Annotated in this window: 15 protein-coding genes; 6 read left to right on the top strand and 9 right to left on the bottom strand. The window is 61.3% G+C overall.

Features of this window, described 5'->3' with window-relative positions; translation table 11 throughout:
* Positions 1-16: 16 nt before the first annotated feature.
* Positions 17-631 carry a hypothetical protein gene (locus M3P21_RS12980; protein WP_249710516.1) on the top strand — a complete coding sequence of 205 codons (615 nt, stop codon included), beginning with the start codon at positions 17-19 and terminating at the stop codon, positions 629-631.
* Positions 632-708: 77 nt separating this feature from the next.
* A complete protein-coding gene (locus M3P21_RS12975) occupies positions 709-1,410 on the top strand; it encodes an alpha/beta fold hydrolase (RefSeq protein WP_249710475.1) in 702 nt (233 codons plus the stop codon).
* A 41-nt stretch (positions 1,411-1,451) separates the two neighbouring features.
* Here the strand turns inward: M3P21_RS12975 and phaZ are convergent, their stop codons facing one another.
* Positions 1,452-2,723 (bottom strand): polyhydroxyalkanoate depolymerase, encoded by a 1,272-nt coding sequence (phaZ, locus tag M3P21_RS12970; RefSeq protein ID WP_249710474.1) that lies wholly within the window; start codon positions 2,721-2,723, stop codon positions 1,452-1,454.
* Between the two features lie 110 nt (positions 2,724-2,833).
* Between phaZ and phaC the strand changes: the two genes are divergently transcribed.
* The 4 genes from phaC (at position 2,834) to M3P21_RS12950 (ending at position 6,713) form a co-directional block, all read left to right on the top strand.
* Positions 2,834-4,636, top strand: coding sequence for a class I poly(R)-hydroxyalkanoic acid synthase (phaC, locus tag M3P21_RS12965; RefSeq protein WP_249710473.1), 1,803 nt, complete (start codon positions 2,834-2,836; stop codon positions 4,634-4,636).
* 131 nt (positions 4,637-4,767) lie between these two features.
* Positions 4,768-5,211, top strand: a complete 444-nt coding sequence (locus tag M3P21_RS12960; protein ID WP_249710472.1) for a phasin family protein — start codon at positions 4,768-4,770, stop codon at positions 5,209-5,211.
* Between the two features lie 157 nt (positions 5,212-5,368).
* Positions 5,369-5,926 carry a polyhydroxyalkanoate synthesis repressor PhaR gene (gene phaR / locus M3P21_RS12955; RefSeq protein ID WP_249710471.1) on the top strand — a complete coding sequence of 186 codons (558 nt, stop codon included), beginning with the start codon at positions 5,369-5,371 and terminating at the stop codon, positions 5,924-5,926.
* 1 nt (position 5,927) lies between these two features.
* A complete protein-coding gene (locus M3P21_RS12950; RefSeq protein ID WP_249710470.1) occupies positions 5,928-6,713 on the top strand; it encodes a trypsin-like serine peptidase in 786 nt (261 codons plus the stop codon).
* Here M3P21_RS12950 and M3P21_RS12945 read toward each other — a convergent pair.
* From M3P21_RS12945 to M3P21_RS12910, 8 genes are all read right to left on the bottom strand, one after another.
* Positions 6,701-7,915, bottom strand: coding sequence for a DegT/DnrJ/EryC1/StrS family aminotransferase (locus tag M3P21_RS12945; protein ID WP_249710469.1), 1,215 nt, complete (start codon positions 7,913-7,915; stop codon positions 6,701-6,703). The two genes, M3P21_RS12950 and M3P21_RS12945, sit on opposite strands and share 13 nt — an antisense overlap.
* A gap of 119 nt (positions 7,916-8,034) precedes the next feature.
* A complete protein-coding gene (locus tag M3P21_RS12940; protein ID WP_249710468.1) occupies positions 8,035-9,393 on the bottom strand; it encodes a glutamine synthetase family protein in 1,359 nt (452 codons plus the stop codon).
* Positions 9,390-10,073: a type 1 glutamine amidotransferase gene (locus tag M3P21_RS12935; protein ID WP_249710467.1), complete on the bottom strand. Its 684-nt coding sequence runs from the start codon at positions 10,071-10,073 to the stop codon at positions 9,390-9,392. The genes M3P21_RS12940 and M3P21_RS12935 overlap by 4 nt, the downstream gene beginning before the upstream one ends.
* Positions 10,074-10,131: 58 nt before the next feature.
* Entirely contained in the window at positions 10,132-11,451 is a 1,320-nt protein-coding gene (locus tag M3P21_RS12930; RefSeq protein WP_249710465.1) for a glutamine synthetase family protein, read from the bottom strand.
* Between the two features lie 9 nt (positions 11,452-11,460).
* Positions 11,461-12,270 carry an ABC transporter permease gene (locus M3P21_RS12925; protein WP_249710463.1) on the bottom strand — a complete coding sequence of 270 codons (810 nt, stop codon included), beginning with the start codon at positions 12,268-12,270 and terminating at the stop codon, positions 11,461-11,463.
* Positions 12,267-13,154 (bottom strand): ABC transporter permease, encoded by an 888-nt coding sequence (locus M3P21_RS12920; protein WP_249710461.1) that lies wholly within the window; start codon positions 13,152-13,154, stop codon positions 12,267-12,269. The genes M3P21_RS12925 and M3P21_RS12920 overlap by 4 nt, the downstream gene beginning before the upstream one ends.
* Before the next feature lie 88 nt (positions 13,155-13,242).
* Complete coding sequence (locus M3P21_RS12915; RefSeq protein ID WP_249710459.1) at positions 13,243-13,989, bottom strand: transporter substrate-binding domain-containing protein; 747 nt, start codon at positions 13,987-13,989, stop codon at positions 13,243-13,245.
* 33 nt (positions 13,990-14,022) lie between these two features.
* A complete protein-coding gene (locus M3P21_RS12910) occupies positions 14,023-14,799 on the bottom strand; it encodes an ABC transporter ATP-binding protein (RefSeq protein ID WP_249710457.1) in 777 nt (258 codons plus the stop codon).
* Positions 14,800-14,831 lie beyond the last annotated feature (32 nt).

The raw sequence follows: 14,831 nt of genomic DNA, 5'->3' as shown, positions 1-14,831 counted from the left end.
GCGCCCGCCCCGCAGCATGTGGAGCCTTGAGACGCTGGGCCGCGTGCGCCTGTCGAAATATTTCTACATGCGCGAGTTTCTCTATTCCGAGATTGGCAATTTTCACCAGATCCAGAACATCCCCGAAAACCCGGATCTGGCCATCGAGACGGGCCGCATGCTCTGCGAGACGCTGCTCGACCCGCTGGAAGAGACCTTTGGCCGCGTCGCGATCCGCTCGGGCTATCGCTCGCCCAGGCTGAACCGTTTCGGGAACGAGAACAAGCTGAACTGCGCCCGCAATGACAACCCGCTGGAATGCCATATCTGGGATATCGCCACCGGCAACGCCCGCGTGGCCGGAGCGTCGATCGTGATCCCGTGGTTTGCCGATCTCTATGCCGAAGGCCGCGATTGGCGTGATCTGGCCTGGTGGATGCACGATCATCTGGACTATTCCGAGATCTGGTTCTTTCCAAAGCTCTGCGCATTCAATCTGGTCTGGCGTCCGCTGCCGCTGCGCCGGATCGACAGCTATATTGCCCCGCGCGGATGCCTGCTGCGTCCCGGCGCGGACCCCGCTGAGACGCTGGCAGAGCGGCGCGCACGCTATGGCGATTTTCCGCCTTATCGCGGGCTTGTCGGCGGCTGATTAAACCCGCATCCTGCGGGCAGGCAAAGATAGCGAGGGCAGCGTGAAAAACTCCGACTTACAGGGCGTGGCGCGCCGTGGCTGAGCCCCTGGTTTTTCTGACCGGGCTGATGTGTGACGCGCGGGTGTTCGGCGCGCAACTGCTTGAGGTGTCGGCGGATCGTGCGGTTACGGTTGCGCCGACCTCGATGGGTGAGCGGGTCGAACAGATCGCCTCGGACTTGCTGGATCAATTGCCGCATCGTTTTGCGCTGGCCGGGCACAGCATGGGCGGGATCATCGCGATGGAGCTCTACAGCCGCGCCCCCGACCGGGTGGCGCGGCTGTGCCTGATCTCGACCGACAGTCTGGCTGACACGCCGCAGATCGCTGCTGCCCGCGAACCGTTGATCGTCGGCGCGCAGAGTGGTCGGCTGGACGAGGTGATGCGCGAGGCGCTGCCGCCGGATGTGCTGGCGCCGGGGCCGAACCGCGCCGGAATTCTGGAGCTGGTCCACGCCATGAGCGCGCGGCAGGGGCCTGATGTGTTCGTTCGGCAGATGCGCGCGCTACAGCGCCGCCCCGATCAGCAGGCGACCTTGCGCAAAATCTCGGTGCCGACGCTGGTTTTGTGCGGCGCGCAGGACATGCTGACGCCAGTCAAACGCCATGTCTTCATGTCGGAGCTGATCCCGACGGCGACGCTGCGTGTTCTGGACGAGGCCGGACACTTCCCGACGCTCGAAGCGCCGGGCGCGGTGACAGAAGCGCTGCGGGACTGGCTGACAATTCCGCATTGATCTGCAACGTGCAGGGCATTCCTGCGCCCGGTCAAAAAGGCTCAGGCGGCGTTTGTGTTGGCGGCTTTGCGCGCCGCGCCGCCCTTGCTGTTGGCGTTCATGAAATCGATGACCAGCGGGCGGATGTTGTCGCGCCAGCTGCGGCCCGCGAAAATGCCGTAATGGCCCGCGCCGGGTTCGACATGGCTGGCCTTCTTGCTGTCGGGCAAGCCGGTGCACAGGTCCAGCGCGGCGACGCATTGGCCCGGGGCGGAAATGTCGTCATTCGCCCCTTCGACGGTCTTGACCGCGACATTGGTGATCTTGCTCATATCCACCTTGTGCCCGGCCACGACAAATTCGTTGCGTGCAATCTCACGGTTCTTGAAGACGCGTTCGACGGTGGACAGGTAGAACTCGGCAGGCATGTCCATCACCGCCAGATATTCGTCATAGAACCGGTTATGGGCGTCGTGATCCGAGGCTTCATTGCGCATGACGCGCTGGATCTGATCAACGAAGGCCTGGCTGTGGCGGTCCGAATTCATCGACATGAACGAGGCCAGTTGCAACAGGCCGGGATAGACCTTGCGGCCCACGCCCTTGTACTTGAAACCGACGCGTTGGATCATGGTTTCTTCGAGCTGGCCCATCGTCACCCGGCGCCCGAAATCGGTCACGTCTGTGGGCGTGGCATCGGGGTCCACCGGGCCGCCGATCAGCGTCAGCGACGAGGGTTGCGCCTCGGGGTCCTGTTCGGCCAGATAGGCGGTTGCGGCCAGCGTTAGCGGGGCGGGCTGGCAGACGGCGACCACGTGGGTATCCGGGCCAAGCGCACGCATGAAATCGACCAGATAGAGCGTATAATCCTCGATATCGAACTTGCCGTCGGAGACCGGAATGTCGCGCGCATTGTGCCAGTCGGTGATATAGACTTCGCAATTCACCAGCAGGCTTTTCACGGTCGAGCGCAGCAATGTCGCGTAGTGACCCGACATCGGCGCGACCAGCAGCACCTTGCGCGGCTGCGTTTTGCGCCCGTTCACCCTGAAGTGGATCAGATCGCCGAAGGGACGCTCGACAACCGTTTCGATCTCGACCAGGTGGTCCTTGCCGTCTTCGCAGGTGAAGGTGCGGATGCCCCAGTCGGGCTTGACGATCATGCGCTGATAGGTGCGTTCGGTCACCTCACCCCAGGCCGCCATCCAGCTGAACACCGGATTCGGAGCCATGGCGAACATCGGATAAGACGCCAGAGACCGCGCCGAGGCACCCAACCACTGGTTGGTATTCCTGACGGTCTCCATCAGATCGTAGGTCATCATGTATCGCATGATCTATCCCTCTTGTGCTATGGCTTATGCACCAGACAGCGCGTCGCTCCGCACCTTTCCGGGCCGAACATTATTCTGCACAGCAGCGAGACTATGAGGGATTCCTTAAAATGACAACTAGCGAAGACCGGCCATCAGAGATTTCGCAGGAAAGCTTTGATAAGTTGAAGGAAAACCTGGAGAAGGTTGAAGGCCTGTCAAAGCGATTTGTTGAGGTTATGGCCAATAAGCCCGGACATAATCCCGGCCTGGATGGCCCGAATCAAGAAGTTTTTGCAAAGGCAGCAACGTCCTATCTGTCCGAGGCGCTGCAAAACCCCGCCAAGATACTTGAACAGCAGATCGAGTTCTGGAGCAAATCGGTTCTGAATTTCGCCGAGGCGCAGAAGGCGCTGCTGACCGGCGGGGTGGAAGAGGACGATGACGAGCCCGCCGACCGCCGATTTTCCAACCCGATGTGGAAATCCAGCCCCTATTTCCGGTTCGTCAAGAAACAGTATATGACCACGACCAGGGCGATCGAAGTGGCGGTGGCCGCCGCCGAGGATATCGACGTGACCCAACGGCGGCGGCTGAACTATTTCGCGCAGCAGATCGTCGACCTGATGTCGCCGACCAATTTTCTGGCCACCAATCCCGATGCGCTGGAAAAGGCGGTCGAGACTGAAGGCGAATCCCTGATCCGGGGACTTGAGAACCTCGTTTCCGACCTCGAGGCAAATGACGGCGAACTTACGGTCCGGCTGGCGGATGAGTCCGCGTTCGAACTGGGCGGCAACATCGCGACGACGCCCGGAGAAGTGGTCTTTCGCAACCGGATGATGGAACTGATCCAATACGCACCGGCCACCGAGACGGTGCATGAAACGCCCCTTATCCTGTTTCCGCCCTGGATCAACAAATTCTATATCCTCGACCTCAAGGCCCAGAACAGTCTGATCAAATGGGTGACCGAGCAGGGCTATACGCTGTTTGTGGTCAGCTGGGTCAATCCGAACCGGTCGCTGTCCGATGTCGGCATGGCGGATTATGTTCAGGACGGCTTTCTGACTGCGATCGAGACCGTCAAAGAGATCTGCGGCGTCAAGCAGGTGAACGCGGTCGGCTATTGTATCGCGGGAACGACGCTCGGCCTGACCTTGTCGCTGCTCAAACAGCGCGGCGACAAGTCGGTCAAATCAGCGACGTTCTTCACCGCGCTGACCGATTTCTCGGATCAGGGCGAGTTCACTCCGTTCCTGCAGGATGATTTCATCGATGCCATTGAGGAAGAGGTGAACACCCAGGGCGTTTTGCGGTCCTTCATCATGGCGCGCACGTTTTCCTATCTGCGCTCGCGCGATCTGATCTATTCGCCCGCCATCCGCAACTACATGATGGGAGAGACACCGCCCGCCTTTGATCTGCTCTACTGGAACGGGGACGGGGCGAACCTTCCTGCAAAAATGGCGGTCGAGTATCTGCGCGGCCTCTGCCAGCGAAACGAGTTCACCACCACCGGGATCGAGCTGATGGGTCACACCCTGCATGTGCGCGATGTGACGGTCCCGCTGATGGCGATCACCTGCGAAACCGACCATATCGCCGCCTGGAAAGACTGTTACCGCGGGGTGCAGATGATGGGGTCGCGGTCGAAGACTTTCGTGGTTTCGGAGTCGGGCCATATTGCCGGTATCGTCAACCCGCCCAGCAAGGACAAATACGGCCATTATACCAATGCCGATCTGAAACCCGATCACGAGGGCTGGATGAAGGCGGCCAAATACAACAAGGGCTCCTGGTGGCCCCGGTGGGAGGGGTGGCTGAAAAAGCGGTCCGGCAAGCAGGTTCCGGCCCGAATTCCGGGCGATTCGACGCATAAATCGTTGGGGCCAGCCCCCGGAGCCTATGTGAAGGTTTCTGCAAAGCTCTGATTTTATTTAGAAACACGAAAAATTCTGCAGTGCAGCGAGAAAATACTTGCAATGCTGCGCTGCAGCATGCATATTCGTCTCAAGCCGAAGGAAACGGGGTGGGCCCGTACCCGGTAATTAGGATTGAGACAATGGCTAAGACACAAGACTTCACCACCATCATCAAAGACACCATGGGCGCATTCCCGGTTGACACTGCCGCGTTCCAGGACGCTTTCAAAACCACCACCAACCTGAGCGAAAAGCTGTCGGGTGTTGCTCTGGAAGCTGCTGAAAAGTCGGCAGAGATCTCCAACAAATGGGCCAAGGACACTCTGGCCAAACTGGGCGACGTTTCCAAAGCCAAGGCAGAGCCGGCAGACTACGCCAAAGCCGCAACCGACTTCGCCTCCTCCTCGGCTGAAGTTGCTGCTGAAAACCTGGCCGCCTTCGCTGAAGTTGCGAAAAAAGTTCAGATGGACACCGTCGAGCTGCTGATGGCTGCTGGCAAAGACATCACCGAAGATGCAACCGCCGCCGTCAAAAAAGCGACCAACGACGTGACAGCTGCTGCCAAAAAAGCAGGCGCGAAGTAATCGCTGACGAAAAATTGCGCCCTTTCCTCCCATTTAGGTGCAATTTCTCTGGGCAGGTCGCAAGACCTGCCCTTTTTCTGTTCAGACGGGCACTTCCCTTTTCTGCTGCACTCGCATAGTCTTTGCTGCGTCGCATCAATACCGGGGAGGGATATGGGTGGCCGAACAGGAAAAACCGTTGCTGATCAAGCGGTATGCCAGCCGCAGGCTCTACAACACTGAAACCAGCGACTACGTCACGCTGGAAGATATCGCAGGCTTCATCCGCGATGGGCGCGAGGTTCAGATCGTCGATCTCAAATCCGGTGATGACCTGACCCGGCAATACCTCCTCCAGATCATCGCCGAGCATGAAAGCCGGGGCGAAAACGTGCTGCCGGTCAACGTGCTGAACGATCTTGTGCGCAGCTACATGCTGCCGGGGGGCGGGATGATGCCGCAATTCCTGCAAAGCTCGTTCGACATGCTGCGCGAAAGCCAGGCCAAGGTCGTGAAGAACATGAGCGCCATGAACCCGATGGCGCAGATACCCGGCTTCGATGCACTCAAGGCGCAGCAGCAAGCCTTTCTCAAGGCGATGACCGGCGGGTTGTCCGGCAACTGGTCCGGACCGGCCAAGGACACCGAAGAGGTCCAAGACGCCCCCGGCGAAGATCTGGACGAGATCAAGAAGCAACTGGCCGAGCTTCAGCAAAAGCTTTCGAAACTGAGCTGACATGCCTGTGATGCGCCTGCTTGCGGGGGCATTTGCGTTTGTTGTCACCTCGGGGTTTTCCGAGGCACAAAGCCTGTGCCTGCTGGGGCCCGATCTGGCGCGCGACTGCGCTTTGATCCGTGAACGGCCGGTGCTGGACGCGGCCAGCGCGCCCTGGCGTGCGATCGGGCGGGTGAACTTCGCCAGCACCGATATCCGCCAGCACTGCACCGGCGTCCTGGTCGCCGACCGGCTGGTTCTGACGGCGGCACATTGTCTGTATAATGGCGCACGCAAACGCTGGATTCCGCCCAGCAGCATTCGCTTTGTTGCCGGGTACCAGAAAGGTGAGGCGCAGGCGGTGTCCCAGGTGTCAGATTATGTGACCGACCCGGCCCAGAATGTGCAAAGCCGTGATTTCGCACCCACGACCATTGCCGATTGGGCCGTGCTGATCCTCAAGGACCCGATCGGGCAGCAGGTCGGAACATTGCCGCTCGCTGATCCCAATCGCCCCGCCGCAGCCCTGAATGTTGCGGGCTATTCCGGCCTGCGCCCTCATGTGCTGAGCCGGGCCGGACCCTGCGAACCGCAGGCACCGCGTCATTTGCGAGCGGTAGCGATTCTGGATTGCCCGATCATGCAGGGCGATTCCGGCGCGCCACTTCTGGTAGAAGGGTCCGACGGGCCGGAAGTGGTGGGCATCCTGTCGAAAGGCCGCGCCACACCGGATGGCGCGCGCGGCGTGTTTCTGGGCAGCCAAACGTTCGAACAGGGGCTGCAGCGTGCCCGCGATCAGGTACCGTAGGCGCGGACCGGGCCGGTCGCATCTTCCATTGCGGCCAGCAGGATATCCGCGATCAGGTCCAACTCGTCGCGGGTCAGCCGGACCGGCAGGCGCACATCGCAGGCGCGCATCAGCATGGCGCGGGTTTGCGGCAGCTCGACCTGTTCGGGCAGGAACTGCCAGTTCCAGAAGGCGCGGGCATTGTCCTCGCTCAGGCCGAACACCTGCACCTTGACCCCGCGCGCTGCGGCGGCACCGGCAAAGGCGCGGGTTTGCGTATCATCCAATCCCACCAGATTGAACTGGATCGAATCCGGTGCGCGGTTCTCGGGTGCCAGCGGCGCGGGCACGTCAATATGGGGCGAGGCGTTCAGCTGCGCGGCCACATGGTCATGGTTGGCCAGGCCGTCGCGCACCCGCCGCGCCAGTTCCGGCAATTGCGGGCGGATCACAACCGCGCTCAGATTGCTCATCCGCAGGTTATAAAGCGGCAGCTTGTTCTGCCAGCGGGCAAAGGCCTGCTCAAGATCGGGCGCGTTTTCGCCATGCGGGCCTTTGTGCTTTTGCCAGTTATGCTCATAAGCGCCGGACATGATCACGGCACGGGCCACCAGATCGGCATCGTCGGTGATCAGGATGCCGCCTTCGCCCGCGTTGATCATCTTGTAGGACTGGAACGAGAAACACCCCACCTTGCCGATGGTACCGATATTGCGGCCCGCCCATGTGGTGCCCAGCGAATGGGCCGCGTCCTCGATCACCGGAATGGCGCGCGCATCGCACAGCGCCATGATCGCATCCATGTCCGAGGTGTGGCCCCGCATATGGCTGATGATGACCGCCTGCACGCTGTCCAGCTTGGCTTCGAAATCATCCAGATCAATGCGGTAGTTCCCGCCAACCTCGCACAGCACCGGAATGCAGTCGGCATGCACCACCGAAGAGGGGACAGCAGCAAAGGTGAAGCCCGGGATCAGCACCCGCGCGTCACGCGGCAGATCCAGCGCCTTGAGCGACAGGAACAGCGCCGCCGAGCAGGAAGACACCGCCAGCGCGTATTTCGATCCCAGCAATGCGGCAAACTCCGCCTCAAGCAGGGACACCGGCGCGTCTTGCGGCGCGGTGTAGCGAAACAGATCGCCCGATTGCAAAAGCGCGTCGATCGCGTCTCGGGCGGCTGCTGGAATGGGTTCAGCTTCGTGGACGTTGGGAGCCTGCATCATATTCGCCTTGCTTAATCGACATTTTCGAAAACATAAAACTAATGCGGGGATCTGCCAAGGGGCTTCGCCACAAGGCAGCGAAATTTCACCAATCTTTCATGGAAGCTAAGGTGGGCAGTTCAGACGTTGAGCAGCAGATGTTCCCGTTCCCAGGGCGAGATGACCTGCAGGAACTCTTCGTATTCCGAGCGTTTCACGATGCCATAGACCCGGGCGAAATCCGGACCCAGCACCTGATGCAGCGCGTGCGCCTGATCGAACAGGTCCAGCGCCTGTCCCATGACCTGCGGGATGTCGCCGTCGCCCTCATAGGCGTCCCCGTAGAACTGGCGTCGGGGGCGGTCCTGTTCGGTCAGGCCCAGATAACCGCAGGCCAGCGAGACCGCGATGCCCAGATAGGGATTGCAATCCATCCCTGCGATGCGGTTTTCCACCCGGCGGCTTTCCGGCCCGGACAAGGGCACGCGGATACCGGTGGTCCGATTGTCGCGCGCCCATTCCAGATTGATCGGCGCAGCCTGATCCTTCACGTAGCGGCGATAGGAGTTCACATAGGGCGCCATCACGGCAAGTGCTGCAGGCAGATGGGTCTGCAGCCCGGCGATGAAGTGATAGAACGCGTCCGTCTCACCCCCTTGCGGGCCGGAGAAGACGTTCTTGCCGGTCTCGATGTCGATCAGCGAGTGGTGAATATGCATGGCCGAGCCGGGCTCATTCGCGATCGGCTTGGCCATGAACGTGGCAAAACAGTCATGGCGCAGCGCGGCCTCGCGGATCAGGCGTTTGAAGTAGAACACCTCATCAGCCAGTTTCACCGGGTCGCCATGGCGCAGGTTGATCTCCAACTGTCCGGCACCGCCTTCCTGGGTGATGCCGTCGATCTCGAACCCCTGCGCCTCGGCGAAATCATAGATGTCGTCGATCACCGGCCCGAACTCGTCCACCGCTGTCATCGAATAGGCCTGACGCGCAGCGGCAGGGCGGCCCGAGCGGCCCTTCATCGGTTTGATCTCATGGGCGGGGTCGAGGTTGCGGGCGACCAGAAAGAACTCCATCTCGGGCGCGACAACCGGTTCCCAACCCTTTTTGTGGTACAAATCGACCACGCGCTTGAGCACATTGCGCGGGCTGAACGGGATCGCGTTGCCATCGCGGTCATAGGCGTCGTGGATGACCTGCAGCGTCCAATCCCCGGTCCAGGGTGCGGCGGTGGCGGTGGACATGTCGGGTTTCAGGATCATGTCCTTTTCGATGAACCCGTCCTCATCCGCCGCCTCGCCCCAATCCCCGGTGATGGTCTGGTAGAAGATGCTGTCGGGCAGGTGAAAATAGTCCTGTTTTGCGAATTTCGACGCCGGCACCGCCTTGCCGCGCGCGATGCCGGGCAGGTCCGAGACAATGCATTCCACCTCGTCCAGCCTGCGCCCGTCCAGATAGGCGCGCGCCGCGTCGGGCAGGGTGTTGATCCAGTCGCTCATGAGGTCCTCGCTCCGCGAAAGAATGCGCCGATACGCTGCGCAATTGTGTCGTTGTCGATGGGTTCGGCCAGCCGCGCCTCGGCCGCGTCCAGGATCGGGTCGGGCACGATGCCGCGCCCGCGTGCCTCCATCAGATCGTGGATGAAGTTGTTCTCGAACTCGGGATGCGCCTGAATGGTCCAGATCCGGTCGCCATAAGTCAGCATGGCGTTTTCGCAAAACGCGTTGCTGGCCGTCACGCGCGCGCCATCGGGGCGGCGCGTGACCTGATCCTGATGCCAGGCGTTCAGGGTGAGCGTGTTATCATCCTCGGCGTAATCGGTGGGGCCGATCGCCCAGCCGCCGTCGAATTTCTCGACCCTGCCGCCAAGCGCCTGCGCGATGATCTGGTGGCCGAAACAGATGCCCACCAGCGGCACGCCGCTGTCACGGATGTTGCGGATCAGGTGCTCCAGCGGCGGTATCCAGTCGTGATCCTCATAGGCCCCGTGGCGCGAGCCCGAGATCAGCCAGCCATCGGCGGCACCGGGCCCGTCGGGAAAGACACCGTCGACCACGGGATAAGAGGCAAAGACAAAGCCCTGATTTTTTAGCAGTTCAGGGTAGAGCCGGTCATAGTCGCCATGGGTTTCGACAATGGTATCCGCCAGATGCCCGGCTTGCAGTAGTCCGATTTTCATAAGTCACCGAGTGAGAATTGGCCCGACGGTAGTGGAGCGGCAATTTTCTGGCAAGGGATCAGACGCTTTCCACATAGCTGTGCCAATGCGTTTCAGGGGGGCGGGCGGCGAAACCGGCGACCTCCTGCCGTTTGGTCAGGCACAGGTTGCGGATCAGGTCGGGCGCGAATGCGCGCGCAATCAACGGGTCATTTTCGAACCGGGTCACGGCGTCTGCAAGCGAGGTGCAGAGCTGCGGCAGACCGGCGATTTCGTAGGCGTTGCCGGAAATGGGGGCAGGGGACTGCATCCGGTCTTCCATCCCGCTCAGCGCCGCGCCAAGCAACGCCGAGAGCAGCAGGTATGGGTTGATATCGGCCCCGGCCACGCGGTGTTCGATCCGGCGCGCGGCGGGTGGTCCGCCGGGGATGCGGATCGCGGCGGTGCGGTTCTCATATGCCCAGCAGAGGCCGGTAGGCGCGTGCGCGCCGGGCACCAGCCGGTCATAGGAATTGCCATGCGGCGCGAAGATCAAGCTCGAGGCAGGGGCTGCCGCCAGACAGCCCGCCACCGCATGGCGCAAAACGTCAGTGCCTTCAGGACCGCCATCGTCGAAGATGTTGCGCCCGCCGCGATCCAGAACCGAGAAATGCACATGCATCCCGTTGCCCGCATCCTCGGCATAAGGTTTGGCCATGAAGCTGGCGGCAAAACCGTGTTTGCGGGCCAACCCGCGCGCCAGCGTCTTGAAAAGCCAGGTATCATCGGCGCAGCGCATCGCGTCCTGATGGGTCAGGTTGACCTCGAACTGGCCGATGCCGCTTTCCGATATCCCCGCCTGCGCCGGAATGTCCATGGCCGCGCAGGCGTCGTAGAGATCGTTGAAGAACCCTTCGAACCCGTCCATCTCGGCCAGGGACAATACCGCCGGGCTTTCCAGCCGCAGACCGGTCAGCGGATTGCGCGGTGGGCGCAAGCTGTCGCCGCTGGCATCAACCAGCGTGAATTCCAGCTCGGTGGCGGCCAGAACCGTCCAGCCGCGCGCGTCAAAGCCGCCCAATACACGGGCCAGCGCATGGCGCGGATCGCCGTCGAACGGCGTGCCATCCTCATTATGCAGCACCATCGGCACCAACGCGGTTTCGGCATGCGCCCAGGGCGCGGGCACGGCGCCGCGCTCGGTCGGGCGCAGGATGCCATCGGCATCGCCGGTTTCAAACAGCAGCGGGCTGTCGGTGATATCAGCGCCCCAGAGATCGACATTCGCCGCCGAGAGCGGCATCCGCAACGCGCCGCTTTCCAGCTTGGCCCCATAGGCGCCGGGCACCCATTTGCCGCGCATCTGACCGTTCAGATCGCAGGCGGCGATGCGGAATGTGCGCAGCGTGGTCAGATCCATGCGGGCCCTCTAGCGCGCCAGATTCAGCCGCAGCCGCAGCTTCTTCTTCTGCGCCTGCGGCAGGTGCCGGTTCAGTCGCGTGTTGATCCGTCCGAACATCCAGACGATGAAGAGGGTGAAGAGGATGAAATAGAAGGCCAGGATTGGGTAGGGGATGAACGGGTTGAAGGTCTTGTCCGCGAAATAGCTGGCGTAATAGAGCGCATCGCCCTCTTGCCGCCAGGCCGGAAAGGCCGAGAAAAAGACCAGCGTGGTGGCCTGGAACAGAAAGATCGCCTCATTCGTGTAGGCGGGCCAGGCCAGCCGCAGCATGGTGGGCCAGATCACCCGGCGGAACCGCGCCCAGCCGCTCAGGCCATAGGCATCGGCGGCCTCGACATCGCCCTTGGGGATCGAGCGCAGCGCGCCGTAGAAAATCTCGCCCGAATAGGCGGCGGTGTTCAGGAACAGAACGATCAACGCCCCCAGCCAGGCCGAGGTGAAGGCATCGAACATCGGGTTGGTCTTCTTCAGCGACAGGAACAGGAAATAGGCAAAGAAGAACTGGATGAAGAGCGGCGAGCCGCGGAACAGGAAGATGAACCATTGCGCCGGTTTGCGGATATAGCGGTTCTTCGAGGATTTTCCGACCGCCAGCGCGGTGGCCAGCAGGAACCCGGTGACCAGCGCCATGATCCCGAAATAGATGTTCCACATCATGCCCGAACCGATCAGCGTGAACTGCTCGCACAGGGTGAAATCCGAGGTCGGCAGCCGCCGCTCGCCAATACCGATCGAGCGCAGTCCGTAATCCTGAATGGTCTGGATACAGTTTTTCATGCTGTCACCTGCTTGCGCAGCGCTTCACCACCGGTGGTCGCCTGACCATGGCTTAGCCGCACCATCAGCTTTTCAAGAACGATCTCTGAAACGCGGGTAAAGCCCAGGTAGAACACCAAAAGGAACAGGAAATACCACATGCGCCAGTCGGGATGGGGATAGTCTGTGAACCGCGAGGTCTTGGTGCCGCCCAGCTCGCGCGCCCAATAGACGATGTCTTCGATCCCCAGCAGAAACAGCAGCGGCGTGGCCTTGATCAAGACCAGCCACAGGTTGCTGAGGCCGGGCAGGGCATAGACCCACATCTGCGGCACCAGCACCCGCCAGAAAGTCTGGCGGCGCGACATGCCATAGGCCTCGGCGGTTTCAAGCTGCGCATGGGGCACCGCGCGCATGCCGCCATAAAGGACATTTGCGGCAAAGGCACCGAAGACGATCGAGAAAGTGATGACCGCCAGAAAGAAGCTATAGGTTTGATGCACCCATTGCGGGGCGGACCCCAGGGGCAGCTTCGCGTTCGAGCAGACAAGGAAGTCATTGCCTTGCCGAATCGGCGCGTCCCAGTCCGGGCACAGGATCTGGTGTCGCATCCATTCAAAGCCCTGATCCAGCGCGATCACGAAGAACAGGAAAAAGGCGATATCGGGCACGCCGCGCACGATTGCAATATACCCTTTGCCCAGCCAGCTGACCGGAAAGACGTGCGACCGCGCCGCCATCGCACCGGCAAAGCCGAAGCTCAGCGCCACCGGGGCCGTGACCGCCAGCAGCACAAGCACCTTCACGAAGGACAGGTAGAAGGACATGTGCACGCCGTTGGTCAGATAGCAGGAAAACCAGCGAAACGTGCCAAGAGCGTCAGGATCGGCGCAGAAGGAAAACATGTGTCAGCTTTCAAAACCCGGAGCGCCCCTGTCGGAGGGCTCCGGAACGGGTCCGGCGCGATCCGCGCCGGACCCGAAGACCAAGGTCTTAGTTGGTGACGACCGAGCCGTCCTCGCCGTAGGTCACCGCACCTTCGCCGAACCATTTCTTGATCAGCGCGGTCAGCGAACCATCCGCCTTCATCGAGGTGATCGCCTCGTCGAGCTTGCCTTTCAGCTCACCGTCCGATTCCCGCACGCCGACGCCGATCCCGGACCCCAGCGCGACATCTTCGCCAACGAACATCAGCTCGCCGTTGGATTCCTCGACGATCGGCACCAGAAAGTCCTTGTCGGCGAACACTGCCGAGGCTTCGCCGTTGCGGACAGCGGCGATGGTTTCTTCCGGTGTGGCGAACTCGACCAGAGTCGCGCCGCTATCGGCGACGAAACCCGCCTGCAGCGTGGCGGTCTGGGCGGCAACGACATCTTCGATATCCGCATCCGCGCTTGCGGCCACATAGGCCGAGGCGGCGGGTGGGAAGTAATCCTGGGTAAAGTCGATGACCTCGTCCCGCTCGGGCGTGATCGACATGCCTGCGATGATGGTGTCGTAGTTGCCCGAGACCAGATTCGGAATGATCGAATCCCAGTCATTCTTGACCCATTCGCAGGTCAGCCCGGCGCGCGTGCACAGCTCGTCGCCCACTTCGCGCTCGAACCCGTCGACTTCGCCGGCGTCGTTGATGAAGTTATACGGAGGATAGGCGCCCTCGGTGCCCATCCGCACGGTGTCGGCCATTGCCATACCAGCGCTCAGCGCCAGTGCGGCGGTGGTCAGAATCAGTTTCTTCATGAGTGGTCTCCCCTTATTTGGTCGTGTTTTGATTTATGCAGCCTGCGTGGCGGAAAGGAAGCCCCGCAAGCGGTTGGATTCGGGTGCGCCGAACAGTTTTTCGGGACGACCCTCTTCTTCGATCAGCCCCTGATGCAGAAACACCACGTGGCTGGAAATATCGGCGGCCATTTTCATGTCATGCGTGACGATGATCATCGTGCGGCCCTCGGCGGCCAGATCCTTGATCACCTTGATCACTTCCTGCTCAAGCTCGGGGTCGAGCGCCGAGGTCGGTTCATCGAACAACAGCGCCTCGGGCTCCATGCAAAGGCCGCGCGCGATGGCGGCGCGCTGCTGCTGGCCGCCGGATAGCTGCGCGGGATAGACATCGCATTTGTCACCGATGCCCACCTTGTGCAGGTATTTGCGCGCGCTGTCCTCGACCTCGTCCCGGTCACGGCCCAGCACGGTCACCGGCGCCTCCATCACGTTTTGCAGGATGGTCATATGCGCCCACAGATTGAACTGCTGAAACACCATGCTCAGATTGGTGCGGATGCGCAGCACCTGTTTGGGATCAGCAGGGTAGCGGTGGTGGCCCTCCCCGCGCCAGCGCACCGGCTCGTCCTTGAACAGAATCTCGCCTTCCTGGCTGTGCTCCAGCAGGTTGCAGCAGCGCAGAAGCGTGGATTTACCAGAGCCCGACGATCCGATCAGTGAAACAACGTCGCCGCGATGGGCCGTAACATCCACACCTTTGAGGACCTCAAGTTGTCCAAAGCTCTTGTGAAGGTTCCTGATCTGAATAACGGGAGGGCTGTCTGACACGACGGGTCCGTATGTTGTGAACTGTTAATGCG

The organism is Ruegeria spongiae (assembly GCF_023502395.1).
Taxonomy (GTDB): Bacteria; Pseudomonadota; Alphaproteobacteria; order Rhodobacterales; family Rhodobacteraceae; genus Ruegeria_C; species Ruegeria_C spongiae.
This window is presented reverse-complemented; position numbering and strand designations above follow the sequence as displayed.

What these genes read in the sequence shown, in the direction of transcription:
- M3P21_RS12980 (WP_249710516.1), top strand. Translation starts at nt 17, where the DNA reads ATGTGGAGCCTTGAGACGCTGGGCCGCGTGCGCCTGTCGAAATATTTC.
- phaZ (WP_249710474.1), bottom strand. Translation starts at nt 2,723, where the DNA reads ATGCGATACATGATGACCTACGATCTGATGGAGACCGTCAGGAATACC.
- phaC (WP_249710473.1), top strand. Translation starts at nt 2,834, where the DNA reads ATGACAACTAGCGAAGACCGGCCATCAGAGATTTCGCAGGAAAGCTTT.
- M3P21_RS12960 (WP_249710472.1), top strand. Translation starts at nt 4,768, where the DNA reads ATGGCTAAGACACAAGACTTCACCACCATCATCAAAGACACCATGGGC.
- M3P21_RS12950 (WP_249710470.1), top strand. Translation starts at nt 5,928, where the DNA reads ATGCCTGTGATGCGCCTGCTTGCGGGGGCATTTGCGTTTGTTGTCACC.
- M3P21_RS12945 (WP_249710469.1), bottom strand. Translation starts at nt 7,915, where the DNA reads ATGATGCAGGCTCCCAACGTCCACGAAGCTGAACCCATTCCAGCAGCC.
- M3P21_RS12940 (WP_249710468.1), bottom strand. Translation starts at nt 9,393, where the DNA reads ATGAGCGACTGGATCAACACCCTGCCCGACGCGGCGCGCGCCTATCTG.
- M3P21_RS12935 (WP_249710467.1), bottom strand. Translation starts at nt 10,073, where the DNA reads ATGAAAATCGGACTACTGCAAGCCGGGCATCTGGCGGATACCATTGTC.
- M3P21_RS12930 (WP_249710465.1), bottom strand. Translation starts at nt 11,451, where the DNA reads ATGGATCTGACCACGCTGCGCACATTCCGCATCGCCGCCTGCGATCTG.
- M3P21_RS12925 (WP_249710463.1), bottom strand. Translation starts at nt 12,270, where the DNA reads ATGAAAAACTGTATCCAGACCATTCAGGATTACGGACTGCGCTCGATC.
- M3P21_RS12920 (WP_249710461.1), bottom strand. Translation starts at nt 13,154, where the DNA reads ATGTTTTCCTTCTGCGCCGATCCTGACGCTCTTGGCACGTTTCGCTGG.
- M3P21_RS12915 (WP_249710459.1), bottom strand. Translation starts at nt 13,989, where the DNA reads ATGAAGAAACTGATTCTGACCACCGCCGCACTGGCGCTGAGCGCTGGT.